This is a genomic window from Sphingomonas sp. (genome assembly GCF_964263785.1).
Lineage (GTDB): Bacteria > Pseudomonadota > Alphaproteobacteria > Sphingomonadales > Sphingomonadaceae > Sphingomonas.
On the sequence record NZ_CAXVWL010000022.1, the window covers coordinates 118496 to 137710 of the forward strand.

Here is a 19215-nt window from a genome sequence, read left to right on the forward strand (position 1 = left end):
ACGGCACCGAGCGCCTAGATGTCTTCTCACGCGAGGCCATCCCACCTCCGTTCGCCCTGAGCGAAGTCGAAGGGCACGCTGCCCCAAGTGCTTCGACTTCAATCCGCAGGATTGAAGTTCATCCTGAGCGCCTGCCTTGGCAGGCAGTCGAAGGGCTCAGCACGAACGGAGGTGGGATGGCCGAAATCACCGGCCTCAGGAGAGCCCCAAATGTCCGACCCCATCGTCATCCTGTCCTACGCCCGCACCCCGATGGGCTCTTTCGCGGGCACGCTCGCGGGCGCCAGCGCCACCCACCTCGGCGCCACTGCGGTCGGCGGCGCGGTCGCGCGCGCCGGTGTCTCGGCGGCGGATGTCGAGCGCATCTACATGGGCTGCGTCCTCCCCGCCGGACTGGGTCAGGCGCCCGCGCGTCAGGCTGCGATCGGTGCGGGTCTCGGCGCGCATGTCGAGGGCACGACGGTCAACAAGATGTGCGGATCGGGCATGCAGGCCGCGATCATGGGCCATGACGCGCTTGCCGCGGGTTCGGCCGACCTGCTCGTCGCAGGCGGCATGGAAAGCATGTCCAACGCCCCCTATTTGTCGAAGAAGCACCGCGGCGGCGCGCGGATCGGCCATGACACGCTCTACGACCACATGTACCTCGACGGGCTGGAGGACGCCTACGAGCCCGGCCGCCTGATGGGCAGCTTCGCGGAGGAGACCGCAAACAAATATCAGTTCACGCGGGGCGCGATGGACGATTACGCCATCGAATCGCTCCATCGCGCCCAAAAAGCGCAACGCGACGGCAGTTTCGACCGCGAGATCGTCGCCGTCGAGGTGAAGGGCCGCAAGGGTACCGAGACGATCATCCTCGACGAACAGCCCGCGCGCGGCGACGTCGCGAAAATCCCGACGCTCAAACCCGCCTTCTCGAAGGATGGCACGATCACCGCCGCCAACGCCTCGTCGATCTCCGACGGCGCCGCCGCGCTGGTCATGACCCGGATGAGCGTCGCCGAGCGCTTGGGCCTAAAGCCGGTCGCACGCGTCGTGTCGCATGCCGGCCACGCGCACGAACCCGCCCGCTTCGCCACCGCCCCCGTCTTCGCCATGCGCAAGGCATTGGAACGCGCCGGCTGGAGCACCGCGGACGTCGACCTCTACGAGGTCAACGAAGCCTTCGCCTGCGTCGCGATGATCGCCTTGCGCGACCTGTCGCTCAGCCACGACATCGTCAACGTCCACGGCGGCGCCTGCGCGCTCGGCCATCCGATCGGCGCCAGCGGCGCGCGCGTCCTGGCGACCTTGCTCTCGGCGCTGCAAGGTTCGGGGCAGAAGCGCGGCCTGGCCTCGCTCTGCATCGGTGGCGGCGAAGCGACCGCAATGGCGGTGGAATTGCTGTAAAGGGCTGCTGCCCGCCTCAAAATGGGACAGCCGCACCTCTTCGTTACGCTCGCCACCATCCGATCGATCGTGCGTTGCGTATCTGTAACGAAGAGGGAGAGGCAATGCCGACACATCGCCTGTTGCACGCTGTACTGACGCTGCCGCTCGCCCTCGTCGTCCCGGCCTGCGTCGATCCGGTCGCGCAATCGCTCTACCAGCCGGCCCCGGTCGCCGCCGCCCCGCGCTGGACGGACCGCGCGCCGCGCCTGGTGACCGCCACGACCGCGGACGGCCTGATGCTGTCGGGATGGTTCTGGGCACCCGCGGACGGCAACCGCGACCTGCTGGTGTTCCTGCCCGGCCGCGCGGGCAATCGCGATACCGCCGCGCGCCAGGCCGAGCCGCTGGCAGCGGGCGGGCGCGGCGTCCTCGTCGCCTCCTATCGCGGCTACGGCCCCAATCCCGGCACCGCCAGCGAACAGGGCCTGTACCGCGACGGCGCGGCATTCGCACGCCTTGCCCGCACGCTGCAACCGTCCGGCAAATTGTACCTCTTCGGCGACACGCTGGGCGCGGCGGTCGCGCTGGCCACCGCCGCGGATGGCGGCGTGCCGGTCGACGGCGTGGTCACGCTGGGCGCGTTCGACCGCTACGCCAGCTTCGCCCCCGCGGTCGTCCGCCCGCTCTACGCCAACGCCTTCGACAACGTCGCCGCGATCCGGCGGGTGAAGGTGCCGGTGCTGATCATGCACGGCCGCAAGGACCAGGCAGTGCCTTTCGCCGCGGCCGAGAAACTGCGCGCAGCCGCCGGCGGCACCGCGATCGTCGCACCGATCGACGGCGAGGCGTATCACGCGATCGACCTGCGCTACGTCGCCCCCACGGTCTGGCGCGCGCTCGACGAGATGGGCCGGATGGCGACGCGATCCAACGAGAGCGCCGCCGCGCCCTGATTACGGCAGCACCTCGCCTGCCTCGACTCCCCACAGCCCACCGGTCTCGACATAGGCCGCCTGCCCCATCACGTCGAACCGGCACCAGCCGTCGGCGCACGCGCTCACCCGGCCGACGACACCCGGCGCCGCCCGCCACATCAGCTTGCCCGCCACCGACGGCCGCTCGCGCATCTCGATCGGCTGGGTGCCCCGAACGATCGCGGTACGGACGTCGCTCAGCAGGTTGCCCTGCATCCACCCGGTCGTGCCGTCGGGATCCTCCACTTTGCGCCACTCCTTGAGCACCGCGATCACCCGCACCGGCAGGCCGCTGCGCTGATACAGCCAGCTCGCGGGATAGGTGCGCCCCGGCCCGGTCCGCATGCGCGCGCGGCTTGCCTGGATCGAAGCGAGGTACGGCACCTTGCGCTTGGCGTCCGCGGCAGGAGCGGCGGTGGGCAACATGAGGGCGAGCGCGGTGACGGCGAGGATGATAGTACGCATGGCGCCGACCCTAACGCTTGATCCCGCCGCCCTTCAACCCCGCCCCGTCTGCAAGGATTGACGTGCACGCGCCCGCTTGCCAAGTCGCAGCGATGTCAGAGCGTCCTACCTTGTCGCGTCGCTGTCCGAACCCCAGGGTCGCCGTCACCCGCGAGCTGCCCGATCGCGTGATGACCCGCATGGCGGCGCTGTTCGACGCCGAGCTCAACTGCACCGACCAGCCGCTCGACCGCGACGCGCTCGCCGCGGCGATGCGCGACTGCGACGTCCTGGTCCCCACCGTCACCGATCAGATCGATGCGGCGCTGATCGAACAGGCCGGAGACCGCCTGAAACTCATCGCCAATTTCGGCGCGGGCGTGAACCACATCGACCTGCACGCCGCGCGCGCGCGCCGCATCCTTGTCACCAACACGCCCGGCGTCCTGACCGAGGACACCGCCGACATGACGATGGCGCTGATCGTCTCGGTCCCCCGCCGCCTGGCCGAGGGCGAGAAGCTCGTCCGCTCGGGGGAATGGAACGGATGGAGCCCCGGCGGAATGCTCGGCCACCGTATCGGCGGCAAGGCGCTGGGCATCGTCGGCATGGGCCGCATCGGCCAGGCGGTGGCGCGGCGCGCGCGCGCTTTCGGGCTGACGATCCATTATCACAACCGCCACCGCCTGCCCAAGGTCGTCGAAGCCGAACTGGGTGCCGAGTGGCATTCCAACCTCGACGGCATGCTGACCGCGATCGACATCCTGACGATCCACACCCCGCGCAATGCCGACAGCGAGAATCTGATCGACGCGCGGCGCATCGCTTTGCTCCGCCCCCACGTCCACCTGATCAACGCCAGCCGCGGCGGCATCGTCGACGAGGATGCGCTGACCGAGGCATTGGAAACTGGCCGACTCGCGGGCGCGGGGCTCGACGTCTGGCGCCACGAACCCGCGATCGACCCGAGGCTGCTCGCGCTTCCCAACGTCGTCATGACCCCGCACATGGGCTCCGCCACTTACGAGGGCCGCGTCGCGACGGGCGAAAAGGTCATCGCCAACATCCGCATGTGGGCCGATGGCCACCGCCCGCCCGACCAAGTGCTCGAAGGCTGGGTTTAGCGCGCCGCGCCGAAGTCTTCATCGCTACTTCACGGCCTTCGTGCTATTCATGAACCGTGACCACCGCCCCCACCCCGCATTACTTTCCGATTCCGATCGACACCGCCGACATCGATTTCATGGGGCACGTCAACAACGCGAGCTACCTGAAATGGGTGCAGGCCGCGGTTATCAGCCACTGGCAGCGCCTCGCCCCCGCCGATGCGGTCGCGGCGCACGCCTGGGTCGCGCTGAAGCACGAGATCACCTACCGCAAGCCCGCTTTCCTGGACGACGTCGTCATCGCCACCGTCCTGCTCGAGGAAGTCCAGGGTGCGCGCGCGTTCTACGAGACGATCATCAAGCGTGGCGAGGACGTGCTCGCCGAGGTGAAATCGAGCTGGTGCTGCCTCGACGCCACGACGCTGCGCCCGGCCCGACTGGCGCGCGACGTCGTCGACCGGTTCTTCCCCAAGGACTGATGGGGACGGGCGCCGCGCACCCGCCCCCTCACCGTCACAACCCGAACGACACGCGGACGTAGCCGAACTGCCCGGGCACGTCGTAGGTCGTCGGATCGTAATTGTTCAGGCTGCAGCTGAAGCACGCCGGCGGATCGGTGTTGAACACGTTGTTGACCCCCAGCGTCAGCGCCAGCCGGCTGTCCATCCAGCTCGGGCGGAATTGCAGCTGGACGTCGCCGTAGAACCGGCGCTCCAGTTTGTTGCCGCCCTGCTGCTCGATCACGTTGTCGATGTAGCGCCCGGTGAAGCTGGCGTTGACCGGCCCTACCGTCCAGTCGACGATGCCCGTACCCTTGAAGTGCGGATATGCCTGGTCCGGGCTGCCGCGCTCGGTGCCGGTATAATCGGTCCTGGTGACGCCGTTGGTCGCTGGCACCGTCTCCTGATATTTCAGCAGGTAATTGCCCAGCACCGTGACGCCGAACAACCCGAAGCGCGTGTCGCGGGTGCGCGCGGTGAAGGTCGCGTCCAGCCCGCGGGTGCGGATACCGCCGGTGTTGAGCAGCACGCCGTTTATCGCCGAGATGAACCCGCTGGCCGTGCGCCGCACCGCGCCGCAACTCAGCGGATCGGCGGTCAGCGCGCAGCGGTTGAGCAGCACGTCGGCGCCGATCGACGAGATCGCGCCGTCGACCTTGATGTCATAGTAATTGACTTCCAGGCTCAGCGCGCTGGCAAAGCCGTTGCGCGCCCAGGCGGGGCTGTATACCGCGCCGAACAGATACGTGCGCGCCTCCTCGGGACGCAAAGCGGCATTGCCCCCGGTCAGCACCGGCAGCTGTCCGCCCTGCGCCTCCTGATAGCTCCCGTTCGCCGGCACGCCGTTGGCGGTGCAATTGGTCCGCACCGTGGCCGAAGACTGGTACAGCGAGCCGGTGACGTTGGTGCAAGGGTCGGACAGCGGCTGGTCGAAACGCGATTGCGCGCCATAGAGCTCGCCGATGCTGGGCGCGCGCAGGCTCTCGGAATAGGAGCCACGAAGCAGCAGGTCGCTCACCGGCTTCCACAGCACGCCGCCGGTCAGCGTCGTGTTGCCGCCAAAGGTCGAATAATCCGAATAACGCGCGGCGCCGTTGAGTTCGAGCAGCTGGAAGAACGGCGTGTCGCGCAGGACCGGCACCCGAAGCTCGCCGTACACCTCGTCGACGTTGAACTTGCCCGATGCCGCCTGCGCCGGGATGTCGGAGCCTAGCCCTGCCTGGATCACCGGATCGGGGGTGAAGCTGCCGTATTGGAAGCGATGCTCGTAACCGATCGCCACGCCGACCGGACCTCCGGGCAGGTCGAACAGCTCGCCGCTCAGGTTCGCCTGATAGTCGTTCAGCTTCTGGCGGCTGCGCGAGCGTTCGTCGAAGCCGACAAAGGCGAGCATTGCAGGGGTCACCGACCCGACTCCGCCGAAAAAGTTGAACGGCACGCACGCGCCCGTGCAGGCCGCGACCGGCCCCAGTGCCTGTTGCAGCCGCGCGGAATTGACGTTGCCGGTAAACAGCTGCTTGGCGTCGTTGAAGCCGAATACCGCGTTGGCATCCCAGAACCAGCTATGCCCGAACAGCTCGAACTTGCCGTCGAGGGTGCCCGTCAGCGACATCGTGTCGACACGTTGGCTATAGGTGCGCTGCCCCGCCTCGACCAGCCGGCGGAAGATCGCGGTGTAGTTCTGCCCCGGCACCAACGTCACGCCGAACGGGTTGTACGGGTTGGTCGCATCGACCGAGATCGTGTCGAGCAGATTGCCGTTGCCGACGTCGGGACCGATGCCCAGCGGCAGGAACGCGGCCTGGTTCTGCGAATTGCGGCGGTTGTACACCGCCTTGACCCTGAGGTTCAGCGCATCGCTGAACGACGCGCGCGCGTTGACGAAGCCGCCGTAGCGTTCGCTGGGCGTCTGGAAATAGTTGAAGGGCGCGAAGTTGAAGCGATCGGCGGCGGTGAACGCCTTGAAATCGCCGGTGGCGAGCGTCGGATCGTACACCGCGCGACGGCCGGTGACGGGCGCGCGCAAGGTGATGTTCTGGTCGTTGACGAGGAAGCGGCCGAGCGGGGTGAAGCTGCTGCACCCGCCGATTGGATCGGTGCAGCTCGTCTGGCCCGGATTGGGGAACCGCGAGATCGACCGGTCGCGGGCGCTGATCGACTGCTGCTTGACGTAGTTCGCACCCGCGACCAGCTGGACATCGGGACCGCCGACGCCGTAGCTCAGCTGGTAGTTCTGCGTCTCGCCATCGCCCTTGCGGAACTGGCCGTATTGCGCGGTCGCCTTCAGCCCCTTCTGCTGCGACTTGGTGATGATGTTGACGACGCCCGCGATCGCGTCCGAACCGTACAGCGGCGACGCGCCCGATTGCAGCACCTCGACTCGCTCGATCATGCCCTCGGGAATCGAATTGAGGTCGACGACCCCAGGGATGCCGCTTGCCGACGCGCCATTGACGTAGCGCAGCCCGTCGACCAGCACGAGGGTGCGTTTGGCGCCGAGATAGCGCAGGTCGATCGACGACGATCCTGCGCCGACGCCGCCGCCGTCGGGCGGATTGCCGAGGTTGCCCGAATTGTTGAACTTGGTGTTCAGCCCGCCCGCCGAGCTCGGCAGCCGCTGGAGCACGTCTGCGATCGACGACAGGCCGGTCTTGGCGATCGACGCCTCGTCGACGATCACGACGGGGGAGGCCTGATCGAGTGGATCGCGGCGGATGCGCGATCCGGTGACGACGACATCCTCGCCCGCGCCGGCATCTGCGCTGGCTGCGGCGGGCGTGTTGGTGGTCGTCGCGGGCGCCGCCTGGGCAAAGGCCGGCCCGCTCGCTAGCACCGTCGCCAAGGCCAGCGCCGCAGCACCGTTACGGATGTGTCGATTCATGTCGCGCATCGTCTTGTCCCCTTTTTTGCAAAGCCGGGTTACCCGTGCCTTGTCCCGATCTGGGACCATGACGCCTGCGTACCGATTTGCAAGCCCATTGCCGGACTGGGATCAGGTGGCGCCGGTGATCTCCGGTTCAGTCGAACGCAAGATCGTCCCGAAGCCGCGCGAACTGATCCATTCGCTCGTGCAGGACGCTGACAATGGCCACGCCATGCGTGTCCTCTTTCCAGTAGATTACGTGGTGGCGCCAGCGTCGGCGATAGCCATCAACGCCGCACGCGTTGGGCAATCGGGTCCAAGGACCGTTCGCACCGCGATCACCTCGAATTGCCCGAAGAGTTCCTCGATGCATGTTGCCGCCTGAGCTCGCCCCCACCGGTCTCGCGTATACGTCGCGATCTCATCCAGACGATCGTCGGCCTTTGCCGGGATGCGATACCGGTGCACGTTCAGTCGCGAAGACCATTACGCGCGACCACGTTTTCCGCCGTGACATGGCGGTAATTGGACTCGGGTTCGGCGAACGCTTCCTGGAGCTCTGCCTTGAACGTTTCGAAAGCACGTTGTTCTCGCTCGATATCCCTGCGGATCAAGTCGCGTACATATTCCTCGACATTGGCATACCAGCCATCGCCATCGGTTATCGCGGCGACATGCCTGCTCAGATCGCCGTCCAGGTCGATGGTCACCTGTATGCCCATGCTCAATCCCCTGTCAGGATCCGGTCCACCAACTGCTTGACCGTCGGCACGAAGCCGTTGGAATAGAACGGATCGCGCTTGAAATTATTGGCCGAATGGCCCGCGAACATCAAATTCTGGTCGGTGTCGCCGCCATGTGCGATGTCCTGCAGTGTCTTCTGGATGCAGAAGCTGCGCGGGTCGGCCAGGCGTCCGGTCGAATTGGTCTCGGTGTCCGCCCAGGACGAGAACAGGCATTGCGACAGGCAGCCCATGCAATCTGCCTGATCCTTGCGGATTTCCGTTTTCTCCTGCGGATTGACGAAGACGAGGGTGTTGTCGGGGGTCTTCAGCGCATCCGTGAAACCCTCGCAGAACCAGCCGCGCGCGCGCAGCAGGTCGCCGCGGGTCACCCAGAAGTTCTTGCCCTTCACGCCGACGTCGAGCTGGAAGACATGGTCCCCCGCCTCCTGCGTCGAGAACGCGATCTGCCGCGCCGAACGCGCCTCCAGCGCGCGCAGGAACGGATTGCGCACCGCGCTCGAATAGAAACCTGTGGGCGAGAAGCGGTGGAGCAGCACCTCGCCCTCCTCGATCCGGGTCAGCTTGGCCTTCCAGCCTTCCGGGATCGGACTCTCGCGCGTGAGCAAAGGTCGGGTGCCGTATTGGAACACGATCGAGCCCAGCTCGGCATTGTCGATCCAATCCTCCCAGTCGCGCAGATACCACACGCCCCCGGCCATCACGATCGGCGTGGTGTCGGGGATACCGCCCTCGCGCATCGTATCGCGCAGCGCTTTCACGCGTGGATACGGGTTCTCGGGCTTCAGCGGATCCTCCGCATTCGACAACCCGTTGTGCCCGCCTGCGAGCCAGGGGTCCTCGTACACCACCGCCGCCAGCCATTCCGACGCTTTCGAATACGCCCGCTTCCACAACGCCCGGAACGCCCGGCCCGAACTGACGATCGGCAGATACGACACATTGTGCTCGGCCGCGATCTCGCTCAGTTTGTACGGCATGCCCGCGCCGCATGTCACGCCCGCGACGAGCCCCTTGGTCCGCTCCAGCACGCCCTGGAGCACCCGCTGCGCGCCGCCCATCTCCCACAGCACGTTGATGTTGATCGCGCCCTTGCCGCCGGCGATGTCGAACGCGCGGCGGACCTGCTCGACCGCGCCGTCGATCGCATATTGGACCAGCTCCTCGTGCCGCTCGCGCCGGGTCAGCGCCCGGTAGATCTGCGGAATGATCTTGCCCTCGGGATCGTAGCTGTCGGCATTGACTGCCGAAACCGTGCCGATCCCCCCCGCCGCAGCCCAGGCACCGGCCGACGCATGATTGGTCGCGGCGACCCCCTTGCCGCCTTCCACCAGCGGCCAGACCTCGCGGCCACCATAAACGATCGGGATCAGGCCCTTGAACACGTGCCGCTACCTTCTTGAGCAAAAGAACATGAGTTATATATAAGCTACGACGACACAGACCCAAACGATTTGCGGCGCAGTCAGATAAATGCGCCGGACCGGCCCAGAGCCTCCGAATACAGCGCCCGATATTGCGCGATCATCGCCGCTTCATCGTAATCGCGCACGGCCTTGTCCCGGTTTGCAGCCCCCACCGATGCACGCAGTTCGGCGTCGAGCAGCAGCGGCTGGATCGCATCGCGAAGCCCCACCTCGCCCGCGTATCTCGCGATGAACGGCGCATTCTCGGGCGCCACCATCCGCGCCACGTCGCCGACCGGCGGGCTCGCGATCGGCAGCCCCGCAGCCATCCCTTCGACCACCGACACCGGAAACTGCTCGGAGCGCGACGACAGCGCCAGGATGTCGAACAGCCCGACATAGCGATGCGGCTCGGGCAGGAAGCCCGGCATCACCAGCCGATCCGCGATCCCCATCGCCGCGGCGGCCTGTTGGATCACCGCTCGCTCGGGCCCCTCGCCGACGATCACCAGCCGGAACGGGCCCGACAGCCCACCGCACGCGCGCACCAGCGCAGGCAGATCCTTGACCGCGCGCAGCCCCGCGAGCGCGCCGATCACGACCTCCTTGTCCTTGCGGACGAAACCCGGGATCGCCTTCGCATCGGGCCTCTTGGCGTAAAGCCCGGTCGCGATGCCGTTGACGATGCGGTGGACGCGCGCGCGCGGCTGCTTCCAGGTCTTGAGCGCGATCTGCTCCAGCGCCTCCGACGGCACCGCCAGCGCGTGCGCCGCGGGCAGCGCGATCCGCCGGTACAGGTTGCGCTCCAGCTTGAGCCCGCCGGCCTCGTCGGCGTTGAAGCCGTCCTCATGGTGCACCAGCGGCGGCAATCCCTTGGGAAAACAGCGCTTCGCCATCACCCCGTCGATCGCACCCCAATTGTACGTCAGCACCAGGTCGAACCGCGCCATGAACCTGGCGATCGCCTCGTAGCGCGCGACCGAGGGCCGCCCGGTCAGCGGCGGCGGGTCCTGCGCGATCTCGTAGGCAATACCCTTGGCGATCGCATCCTGCGCATCGAGCGCACCCGGCACCCCCGACACGATCGTATGCCGCGCCGCATCCCCGAACGCGTTCATCAGCCGCACCGCCCGCCATTCCTTGCCGCCGAGCGAGAAGGAGGAATGAAGATGGAGGATGTGCGGACGCGCCATGACGGCGTGGGTTAGCGCGCGAACACCGATTTGGGAATGTGCGTGATCCGGCACGCCAGGTCGGCCTCGCCGCTCGCCACGACATAATGGTCGCCCGCGTCCGCGATGCCCGTCGTGAACACCACGTCCTGAACGTACATCGCATCCTTCAACGGCTCGGTCAGCGCCGGTGCGGCCTCCAGCAGCGGCGCATGTTCGGTGCGCACCGTTACGCTCGGATCGTCGCGGTCGAGGATCGACCAATAGGTGCGATAGATTCCGACCACCCCCGACGGCGCCACCCCGTGCCACAAAGTCAGCCAGCCCTCCTCGGTCAGCACCGGCGGCGCGCCGCCCCCCATCCGCGCGGTTGCATCGGTCGCGGCGTGCGGGCGGATGCCGGGCGCATCGTGCGGCTTCCAATGGAGCGCGTCGGGCGATCGAGACAGGTTGATCGACGGCCCGGCGCGCCATTCGCTGCCCGGCGGATAGGCGAAATACAGGTCGCCCAGCGGCCGCGTCTGCGCCCAATACTCCCCCCCGATCAGCCCTTCGAAGATCAGCATGTCCTTGTTCTGGTGGTCGAGGACGATGCCCTCCAGCCGCCAGTCCATCGCGTCGTCCGACGTGTAGAGGGTCGTGCAGTGCCGCTCCGGGCTGACCGAGCACGTCGTCATCAGCCAGCACTCCCCCACCCGGCTGATCCGCGCATCCTCGACCCCGTAGCATTGGTACGACGCGGCAGGCGCGATCGCCCGGTCGTAATGCACCGCCACCACGCTGCGCCCCTCGGCATCCAGCTCCACCGGCAGCAGCCACGACAGGCTGGTCAGCGCCAGCACCCGCCAGCCGCCGCCCGACACCTCGAACTTGCGCGGATCGGCGGTGTCGGCCATCGTCAGCGGCCACGCATCGAGCACGTAATCGCCGTCTGCCCAGCGGATCGCATGGACGTGGCCGCCGCGCACCGGATGCCTGAGCGCCTCCGCCACCCGCACCATCAGCAGCAGGTTGCCATTGGGCAGCCGCGTCATCCCCGGATTGAACGCGCCGAGCACGTAGGTCTCGGCGTCGATCTTGCCGCTGAGCGGCGAGCGCGACAGGTCGACATCGGCGGGCGTGAAGACCAGCGCGTCGAAGGGATAGTCGCTCATTCCCCGTCCTGCGCGCGGGGCACGATGACGATCTGCTGGATCACGCTACGCGTCGGCCGAGTGAGCAGGAATTCGACTCCGTCGGCAATGTCCTCCGCCGCCAGCATCGTCTCCTCCGCGATCATCCGCCGCTGCTCCTCGTCGGGCACGTCGGGCTTCTGCATGTCGCTCCCGGTCTTGCCCGGCTCGACCAGCGCGACGCGGATGCCCTTGGGCCCCAGCTCGCGCCGCAAGGCTTCCGAAAAGCCCGCGATGCCCGCCTTGATCCCCGCATAGACGGTCGAGCTCGGCCCCAGCACATGCGCGCTCATCGACCCGATCAGCACGATGTCGCCCCGAAAGCCGTCCGCTCCGTCGATCCGCCGCGCCGCCTCGTGCGCGCTCAGCAGGTAATGCGTGAAATCCAGCGCGATCGCATAACGCAGCTCGGGCTTGCTCATCTGCGTCAGCCCGCGCGCCGCCACCGCGGCATTGATCACCGCGATGTCGATCCCGCCCATAACGGCCTCGCCCGCGTCGAAGAAGCGTGCGACGTTATCCGCCTCCGACAGGTCGATCGTCATCCCGTCACCCCAGCCCACCGCGCGGATGCAGCTGAGTGAATCGGCCAGATGCTGCGGGTTCTTGCCGCACACGAACACCTTGGCGCCCGCCGCCGCCAGCATCACCGCGATGGCACGGCCGATCCCGGTCGTCCCCCCGCTGACGATCGCGCGGCGCCCGGCCAGGCTGATGGGGAGGTGATGGGTCATGCGGCGTCCTTGAAAGCGAAGAGTGTCAGGCGTGGGGCGATGCGAGCGCGCGAGATAGCAGCCGCGCGACCGGCTCGGCCAGCACCGGCTCGCTCAAGGTCGGCGCATGCCCGACTTGCGGCACGACCGCCAGTTCGCCGTGGGGCAGCGCCGCCACCATCCGCTCCGCCACACCCGACGACAGCACGTCGGAGCGCTGTCCGCGCACCACCAGCACCGGCACGTCGCGCAGCGCCGACAGCGCGCCCCACATGTCGGGCCCCGCCTCGTTGCCCGGCACGCGAAACGGCTCGGCGATCTTCATGTCGTAATCCAGCACGATCCGCCCCGCCGAATTGAGCCGGTACAGCCGCTTGGCCATCGCGAGCCAATCCTCGATCCGCCAGTCGGGATAGACCTCGGCATTGGCCTCCGCCACCGCGCGCGCGGCGTGCATCCACGTCGGATAGGCGCTGCCTCGCCCGACATAGCCGCGGATCCGCGCCAGCCCTGCCGCCTCGATCTCGGGCCCGACGTCGTTGATCAGCGCCCCCACGACGCGCCCCGGCCCCGCCGCCGCCAGCAGCATCGCGACGACGCCGCCCAGCGACGTGCCCACCGCGACGAACCGCGCCAGCGCCAGTTCGGCGAGCAGCGCCTCGACATCCTGGACATAGGTCAGGGGCACATAGGTCATCGGGTCCTTGGCATAGGCGCTCTCGCCCCGCCCGCGCAGGTCGACCGCGATCGTCCGCCGCCCGTCCGCCAGGCCACGCGCGAACCCATCGTAATCGCGCGCATTGCGCGTCATGCCCGGCAGGCAGAGGATCGGCGGGCGCGTGTCTTCGCCGGGGTAATCGCGGTAATGCAGCCGCAGTCCGTCCCTGGACCACCAATATCGGTTTTCGTAATCCGCCACGGTTGCGTCCTGCCAGGGGAGCCCCTCATATCCCCGGATGCCGCTCGACCCGCAACCCTCCCCACAAGCCTGGCGCCCCGCCACCACGCTCCTGTCGCTCGGCGACGCCTTCTACGATCCGGTAGAGGCTGCGGACTTCCCGCAGACGACTCTACGCTTCCGCAACGACCGGGCCGCGGCGCAGGTCGGCCTGGCCCACCTCGACGACGCCGAATGGATCGACCACTTCGGCCGTTTCCAGCCCCTGCCCGGCACCCTGCCGCAACCGCTGGCGTTGCGCTATCACGGCCACCAGTTCCGCAACTACAATCCCGAGGTCGGCGATGGCCGCGGCTTCACCTTTGCGCAGATGTACGACGACCGCGGCCGCCTCATGGACCTCGGCACCAAGGGGTCGGGCACCACCCCCTGGAGCCGCTTCGGCGACGGCCGTCTGACCTTGAAGGGCGGCGTGCGCGAAGTCCTCGCCTCCGAGATGCTCGAGGCGCTCGGCGTCACCTCCTCGCGCAGCTTCTCGCTGATCGAGACCGGCGAGGCACTGGAGCGCGGCGACGAACCCTCCCCCACCCGCAGCGCGGTGCTGGTTCGCCTCAGCCACGGCCACATCCGCATCGGTACCTTCCAGCGCCTGGCGTACCTGCGCGACGATGCCAACCTGCGGCGACTCACCAGCTACACGCTCGAACATTTGTATGGGGAAGCGAGCGACGACCCCATCCGCCTCCTCGACCACGTCGTCGTCCGCACTGCAAAGCTCGCGGCCCGCTACATGGCAGCAGGCTTCGTCCACGGCGTCCTCAACACCGACAACATCAACGTCACCGGCGAGAGCTTCGATTACGGCCCCTGGCGCTTCGCCCCCACGTGGGACCCCACCTTCACCGCCGCCTATTTCGACCACGCCGGCCTGTACGCCTTCGCGCGCCAGCCCGAGGCGATCCACTGGAACGCGATGCAGCTCGCGGTCAGCCTGCGCAGCATCGCCGACAGCGACGCGCTGATCGCCTCGCTCGGCGCCTTCGCCGTCCACTATCAGCGCGAAGTCGCCGCCGCGATCCTCTGGCGCATGGGCCTCGCCCCCGGCGACACGGACACAGACCGCACCCTCGTCACCGCAGTCGAGAAGGCGCTACGCACCACCGGCGCGTCCATCGACCGGTTATTTCACGACGTCTTCGGCGGCCGGCTCACCGACACCTACAGCGCCGAATGGGACGAGGTCCGCGCCGCCCTCGCGACGCACCTTCCGCGCGCGGACCGCTCGCACCCCTATTGGCAAGGCGAACCGTGCAGCATGCTGATCGACGAGGTGGAGGCGATCTGGGCGGGCATCGCCGCCGACGACGACTGGTCCGCCTTCCACGCCAAGGTCGCGCAAATCCGCGACTTCGGCAGGGCGCTGGACAGCGACGGGTAGCATCGGGCACAAGCCCACCTGAGCAGGGGGATAAACGACAGCCGCATGGCCGATCACGAGATCGTCTCGACCGAACCCGCCACCGGCGCGGTGCTCTGGCGCCGCGAGGTGGGCGACGCCAATGCCGAGGTCGCCGCCGCGCGCGCCGCCTGGGCGGGCTGGGCCGCGCGCCCGTTCGCCTATCGCGCCGAGACCTTGCGCCGCTTCGCCAACGTCGTACGCGCGCGCGCCGACGCCTTTACCGACCTGATCGCGCGGGAGACCGGCAAGCCGATCTGGGAAGCCCGCGGCGAGGTCGAGAGCGTCATCGCCAAGGTCGAGATCTCGATCGCAGCCTATGCCGATCGCACCGCGCAACGCCGCCTCGACGCGCCGATGGGCAGTCGCATGGCGCTCCGCCACAAGCCCCACGGCGTACTGGCGGTGCTCGGCCCCTACAATTTCCCCGCACATTTGCCCAACGGCCACATCGTCCCCGCGCTGCTCGCGGGCAATGCGGTCGTCTTCAAGCCGTCGGAAAAGACCCCTGCGTCGGGCGCGATGCTGATCGACTGCTACAAGGCGGCGGGCGTCCCCGACGGCTGCGTGCGCCTGCTCGTCGGCGGCCCGGCGGAGGGCAAGGCGCTGTCCGGCCATCCCGATATCGACGGGCTGCTCTTCACCGGCTCGGCGCGCACCGGTCTCCAGCTTAACCGCCAATTCGCCGACCACCCGGAGAAAATCCTGGCGCTGGAGATGGGCGGCAACAACCCCATTGTCGTCTGGGACACCCCCGACATCCACACCGCCGCGATCCTGGTCGCGCAGTCGGCATTCACCAGCGCCGGCCAGCGCTGCACCGCCGCGCGCCGCCTGATCGTCGAGGGGCGGCTCTACGACGCGCTCGTCGACCAGCTCGTGCGTCTGTCGAACCGGATCATCGTCGGCGAACCCCATGCCGATCCCGCTCCGTTCATGGGCCCCGTGATCGACAACGAAGCCGCCGACCAGTTGACCGAGAGCTTCCTCGCGCTCCTCATGAAGGGCGGCCGCGCGATCCGCCACCTCGAACGCCCGATCGACGCGCGGCCCTTCCTCTACCCCGCGCTGATCGACGTCACGAACATGCAGGAGCGCCCCGATATCGAGCTGTTCGGCCCCATCCTCCAGGTGATCCGCAGCGACGATTTCGACGAAGCGATCGCGGTCGCCAACGACACCCGCTACGGCCTGTCCGCCAGCCTCATCAGCCAGACGCCCGCGCTCTACGACCGCTTCTGGGCCAACATCCGCGCCGGCATCGTCAACTGGAACAAGCCGACCAACGGCGCCAGCTCCAACGCCCCCTTCGGCGGCATCGGCTGGTCGGGCAACCACCGCCCCAGCGCCTATTACGCCGCCGATTACTGCGCCTACCCCGTCGTCAGCAGCGAATCCGAAGCCGCCCGCGCCTCGATCGGCATCGGCCTGCGCGACGGTTAGCCCGAACTCCTACGTCACCCCGGACTTGTTCCGGGGTCCAGGGTTCCCCAAGCGACGGTCTCACCCGTGGAGGACCGGACCCCGGAACGAGGCTCTCCTGAGCAAAGTCGAAGGGTTCGGGGTGGCGAAGCAAAAAAGGACGCCACGGCCCGCCCAAAGCAATCCTACCCGCACCCCAAGCAACCTTCGCCTTGTCCGTTCTCTGCAACGCGCCCATCTGCACTCGCATGGCAAGCCTCCTCGACCCCACCCACCGCGGCCGCGTCATCCTCGTCGGCGCGGGTCCCGGCGACCCCGGCCTCCTCACCGTCCGCGCGGTCGAGGCGCTTGGCGCAGCCGATGTCGTCGTCCACGACGGCCTGATCGACCCGCGCGTCCTGGATCTCGCGCCCGCCGCCGCCCAGCGCATCTCGGTCGCCAAGAAGCGCGACCGTCACACCCTGCCGCAGGAGGCGATCAACGCGCTGATCGTCGCCCACGTGAAGACCGGCAGCGTCGTCGTGCGGCTGAAGGGCGGAGACCCGTTCATCTTCGGCCGCGGCGGCGAGGAGGTCGAGGCGGTCCGCGCCGCCGGCCTCGCGGTCGAGGTCATCCCCGGCGTGTCAGCGGCTTTGGGGTGCGCGGCGGAGGCAATGCTCCCGCTCACCCACCGCGATCATTCGAGCGCAGTCAGCTTCGTCGCCGGGCAGTGCAAGGGGCTTTCCGAACAGGATTGGTCCGGCCTCGCAGGGCAAGGCCGCACCCTCGTCATCTACATGGGCGTCGCCACCGCCACTGCCATCGCCGACAAGCTGATCGCCGATGGTGTCGCCCCCGACATGCCCGTCGCGGTCCTCGAACGCGGCACGCTCGAAGGCCACCGCGCGATCAAGACTTTGCTCGCCGATCTCGGCGCGATGGTGGAACGCGAACGCGTCGAAAGCCCCGCGATCATCGTCGTCGGCGAGGTCGTCGAGCTCTCGAACGCAGAGGACAAGCTCGCGCGCTGGGCCCGTATCGCGGAGCACGCGGCATGAAGCTCCTTACCGGCAACGACCTTCCCAGCGGCGACGTTGTCTGGTGGACCGGCGCGGGCTGGTCGCGCCACGTCGAGGACGCGGTCGACGTCGGCCACGACGGCGAAGGCATCGCCCGTGCCGAGGAAGGCTGCCGCCGCGTCAACGTCCCCTACGTGATCGACGCGACCCAGACTCCCGAAGGCCCCCGCCCCGCCCACATCAAGGACCGCATCCGCGCGCTCGGCCCTACCGTCCGCACCGACCTGACCCTCAAACCCGCCGATCCCGCAGCCGGGAACTGGGTGATATGATGACCTGCGCTATTCCTCCCCGGAACGGGGAGGGGGACCAGCCGCAGGCTGGTGGAGGGGCAGCCCAGCAGAACCATCGCTCGTGGCTGCCCCTCCACCACCGGGCTGCGCCCGGCGGTCCCCCTCCCCGTTCCGGGGAGGAATGAAGGTAGAATCATGTATAAATACGACACCTACGACCAGGCCATGGTCGATGCCCGCGTCGACGAGTTCCGCGACCAGGTCCATCGCCGCCTCGCCGGGCAATTGACCGAGGATCAGTTCAAGCCGCTCCGGCTCATGAACGGCCTCTACCTCCAGCTCCACGCCTACATGCTGCGTATCGCGGTTCCGTATGGCACGCTCGACAGCCGCCAGATGCGCATGCTCGCGCACGTCGCGCGCAAGTACGACCGCGGCTACGGCCATTTCACCACCCGCCAGAACATCCAGTACAATTGGATCAAGCTGGACGAGGCACCCGACATCTTGGCCGAGCTCGCGACCGTCGAGATGCACGCCATTCAAACGTCGGGCAATTGCATTCGCAACATCAGCTCCGACCAGTTCGCCGGCGCCGCCGCCGACGAGATCACCGACCCGCGCCCCTGGGCGGAACTGATGCGGCAATGGTCGACCTTCCACCCCGAGTTCACCTACCTGCCACGCAAGTTCAAGATCGCGGTGATCGCCGCCGACGAGGACCGCGCCGCGATGCGCCTCCACGACATCGGCATCCAGTTGCTGGAGCGTGACGGGCAGCTCGGCGCAAAGGTGTTCGTCGGCGGCGGCATGGGCCGCACCCCGATGATCGCGCACGAAATCCGCGACTTCGTCACCGCGCACGAGCTGCTGAGCTACCTGGAAGCGTGCCTGCGCGTCTACAACCGCTACGGCCGCCGCGACAACATCTACAAGGCGCGGATCAAGATCCTGCTCCACGAGATCGGCCCCGACGAATACCGCCGCCAAGTCGAGGAAGAGTTCGCCCAGGTGAAGGCGCTCGGCATCGACCCCCCACTCGCCGAATTGGAACGGATCACCGCGATGTTCGGCGCCCCCGCGTTCGAGCGCGAAGTCGCCGACACCATCGACCGCAGCGAACCGAACTTCGCCGTCTGGCTCGACCAGAACGTCCGCCCGCACAAGCAACCCGGCTACGCGATCGTCACGGTCAGCCTCAAGCCCACCGGCGGCATCCCCGGCGACGCCACCGCCGACCAGATCGACCTGATGGCCGACCTCGCCGAACGCCACAGCTTCGACGAACTCCGCGTCACCCACGCGCAGAACATCGTCCTGCCCCACGTCCGCAAGGCCGACCTCCACACCGTCTGGCAGCAGCTTCAGGACGCTGGCCTAGCCGAAGCGAACCTCGACCTGATCGGCGACATCATCGCCTGCCCGGGCCTCGATTACTGCAGCCTCGCCAACGCCCGCTCGATCCCGCTCGCGCAGAAGATCTCCACCCGCTTCGCCGACCGCCAGCGCGAACTGGGCGAACTGAAGCTCAAGATCAGCGGCTGCATCAACGCCTGCGGCCATCACCATGCGGGCCACATCGGCATCCTGGGCGTCGACCGGAAGGGTGTGGAGAACTTCCAGCTCTCGCTCGGCGGCTCAGGCGCGGAGGACGTCAGCCTTGCGCGCATCACCGGCCCCG

Annotated in this window: 18 protein-coding genes; 10 read left to right on the top strand and 8 right to left on the bottom strand. The window is 67.9% G+C overall.

Annotated elements, in window-relative coordinates; translation table 11 throughout:
* Window positions 1–210 precede the first annotated feature (210 nt).
* Both ACE5C1_RS03665 and ACE5C1_RS03670 read left to right on the top strand, forming a co-directional pair.
* Entirely contained in the window at window positions 211–1392 is a 1182-nt protein-coding gene (locus tag ACE5C1_RS03665) for an acetyl-CoA C-acyltransferase (RefSeq protein ID WP_374942706.1), read from the top strand.
* A gap of 104 nt (window positions 1393–1496) precedes the next feature.
* Window positions 1497–2327: an alpha/beta hydrolase gene (locus tag ACE5C1_RS03670; protein ID WP_374942707.1), complete on the top strand. Its 831-nt coding sequence runs from the start codon at window positions 1497–1499 to the stop codon at window positions 2325–2327.
* Here ACE5C1_RS03670 and ACE5C1_RS03675 read toward each other — a convergent pair whose 3' ends face one another.
* Window positions 2328–2813: an SH3 domain-containing protein gene (locus ACE5C1_RS03675; protein ID WP_374942708.1), complete on the bottom strand. Its 486-nt coding sequence runs from the start codon at window positions 2811–2813 to the stop codon at window positions 2328–2330.
* A gap of 92 nt (window positions 2814–2905) precedes the next feature.
* On the opposite strand from ACE5C1_RS03675, the gene ACE5C1_RS03680 reads away from it, so the two are divergent.
* A complete protein-coding gene (locus ACE5C1_RS03680) occupies window positions 2906–3916 on the top strand; it encodes a 2-hydroxyacid dehydrogenase (RefSeq protein WP_374942709.1) in 1011 nt (336 codons plus the stop codon).
* Between the two features lie 56 nt (window positions 3917–3972).
* A complete protein-coding gene (locus ACE5C1_RS03685) occupies window positions 3973–4377 on the top strand; it encodes an acyl-CoA thioesterase (RefSeq protein WP_374942710.1) in 405 nt (134 codons plus the stop codon).
* Between the two features lie 34 nt (window positions 4378–4411).
* Here ACE5C1_RS03685 and ACE5C1_RS03690 read toward each other — a convergent pair whose 3' ends face one another.
* Window positions 4412–7279 (bottom strand): TonB-dependent receptor domain-containing protein, encoded by a 2868-nt coding sequence (locus tag ACE5C1_RS03690; RefSeq protein WP_374942711.1) that lies wholly within the window; start codon window positions 7277–7279, stop codon window positions 4412–4414.
* On the opposite strand from ACE5C1_RS03690, the gene ACE5C1_RS03695 reads away from it, so the two are divergent.
* On the top strand, window positions 7278–7646 hold the full coding sequence (locus ACE5C1_RS03695) for a hypothetical protein (RefSeq protein WP_374942712.1): 369 nt from the start codon (window positions 7278–7280) through the stop codon (window positions 7644–7646). The genes ACE5C1_RS03690 and ACE5C1_RS03695 overlap by 2 nt on opposite strands.
* An 85-nt stretch (window positions 7647–7731) precedes the next feature.
* On the opposite strand, the gene ACE5C1_RS03700 is transcribed toward ACE5C1_RS03695, so the two are convergent.
* The 6 genes from ACE5C1_RS03700 to ACE5C1_RS03725 form a co-directional block, all read right to left on the bottom strand.
* The gene (locus tag ACE5C1_RS03700) at window positions 7732–7971 is read right to left on the bottom strand and encodes an addiction module antitoxin (protein ID WP_374942713.1); all 240 of its coding nucleotides are present in this window, start codon (window positions 7969–7971) and stop codon (window positions 7732–7734) included.
* A gap of 14 nt (window positions 7972–7985) precedes the next feature.
* Entirely contained in the window at window positions 7986–9389 is a 1404-nt protein-coding gene (locus ACE5C1_RS03705) for an NAD(P)H-dependent flavin oxidoreductase (RefSeq protein ID WP_374942714.1), read from the bottom strand.
* Between the two features lie 80 nt (window positions 9390–9469).
* Complete coding sequence (locus ACE5C1_RS03710; RefSeq protein ID WP_374942715.1) at window positions 9470–10603, bottom strand: glycosyltransferase family 4 protein; 1134 nt, start codon at window positions 10601–10603, stop codon at window positions 9470–9472.
* 11 nt (window positions 10604–10614) lie between these two features.
* Window positions 10615–11736, bottom strand: a complete 1122-nt coding sequence (locus ACE5C1_RS03715; RefSeq protein ID WP_374942716.1) for a glycosidase — start codon at window positions 11734–11736, stop codon at window positions 10615–10617.
* The gene (locus ACE5C1_RS03720; RefSeq protein ID WP_374942717.1) at window positions 11733–12488 is read right to left on the bottom strand and encodes an SDR family NAD(P)-dependent oxidoreductase; all 756 of its coding nucleotides are present in this window, start codon (window positions 12486–12488) and stop codon (window positions 11733–11735) included. The genes ACE5C1_RS03715 and ACE5C1_RS03720 overlap by 4 nt, the downstream gene beginning before the upstream one ends.
* Window positions 12489–12513: 25 nt before the next feature.
* The gene (locus ACE5C1_RS03725; RefSeq protein WP_374942718.1) at window positions 12514–13386 is read right to left on the bottom strand and encodes an alpha/beta fold hydrolase; all 873 of its coding nucleotides are present in this window, start codon (window positions 13384–13386) and stop codon (window positions 12514–12516) included.
* Window positions 13387–13423: 37 nt separating this feature from the next.
* Between ACE5C1_RS03725 and ACE5C1_RS03730 the strand changes: the two genes are divergently transcribed.
* The 5 genes from ACE5C1_RS03730 to ACE5C1_RS03750 form a co-directional block, all read left to right on the top strand.
* Window positions 13424–14803, top strand: coding sequence for a protein adenylyltransferase SelO family protein (locus tag ACE5C1_RS03730; protein WP_374942719.1), 1380 nt, complete (start codon window positions 13424–13426; stop codon window positions 14801–14803).
* Window positions 14804–14848: 45 nt separating this feature from the next.
* Window positions 14849–16264 (top strand): succinylglutamate-semialdehyde dehydrogenase, encoded by a 1416-nt coding sequence (astD, locus tag ACE5C1_RS03735; protein WP_374942720.1) that lies wholly within the window; start codon window positions 14849–14851, stop codon window positions 16262–16264.
* Window positions 16265–16491: 227 nt separating this feature from the next.
* Entirely contained in the window at window positions 16492–17280 is a 789-nt protein-coding gene (gene cobA / locus ACE5C1_RS03740) for a uroporphyrinogen-III C-methyltransferase (RefSeq protein WP_374942721.1), read from the top strand.
* Complete coding sequence (locus ACE5C1_RS03745; RefSeq protein WP_374942722.1) at window positions 17277–17573, top strand: DUF2849 domain-containing protein; 297 nt, start codon at window positions 17277–17279, stop codon at window positions 17571–17573. Before cobA ends, ACE5C1_RS03745 begins: the two co-directional genes overlap by 4 nt.
* Window positions 17574–17729: 156 nt before the next feature.
* A partial coding sequence (locus ACE5C1_RS03750; protein ID WP_374942723.1) for a nitrite/sulfite reductase occupies window positions 17730–19215 on the top strand: 1486 nt, incomplete at its 3' end.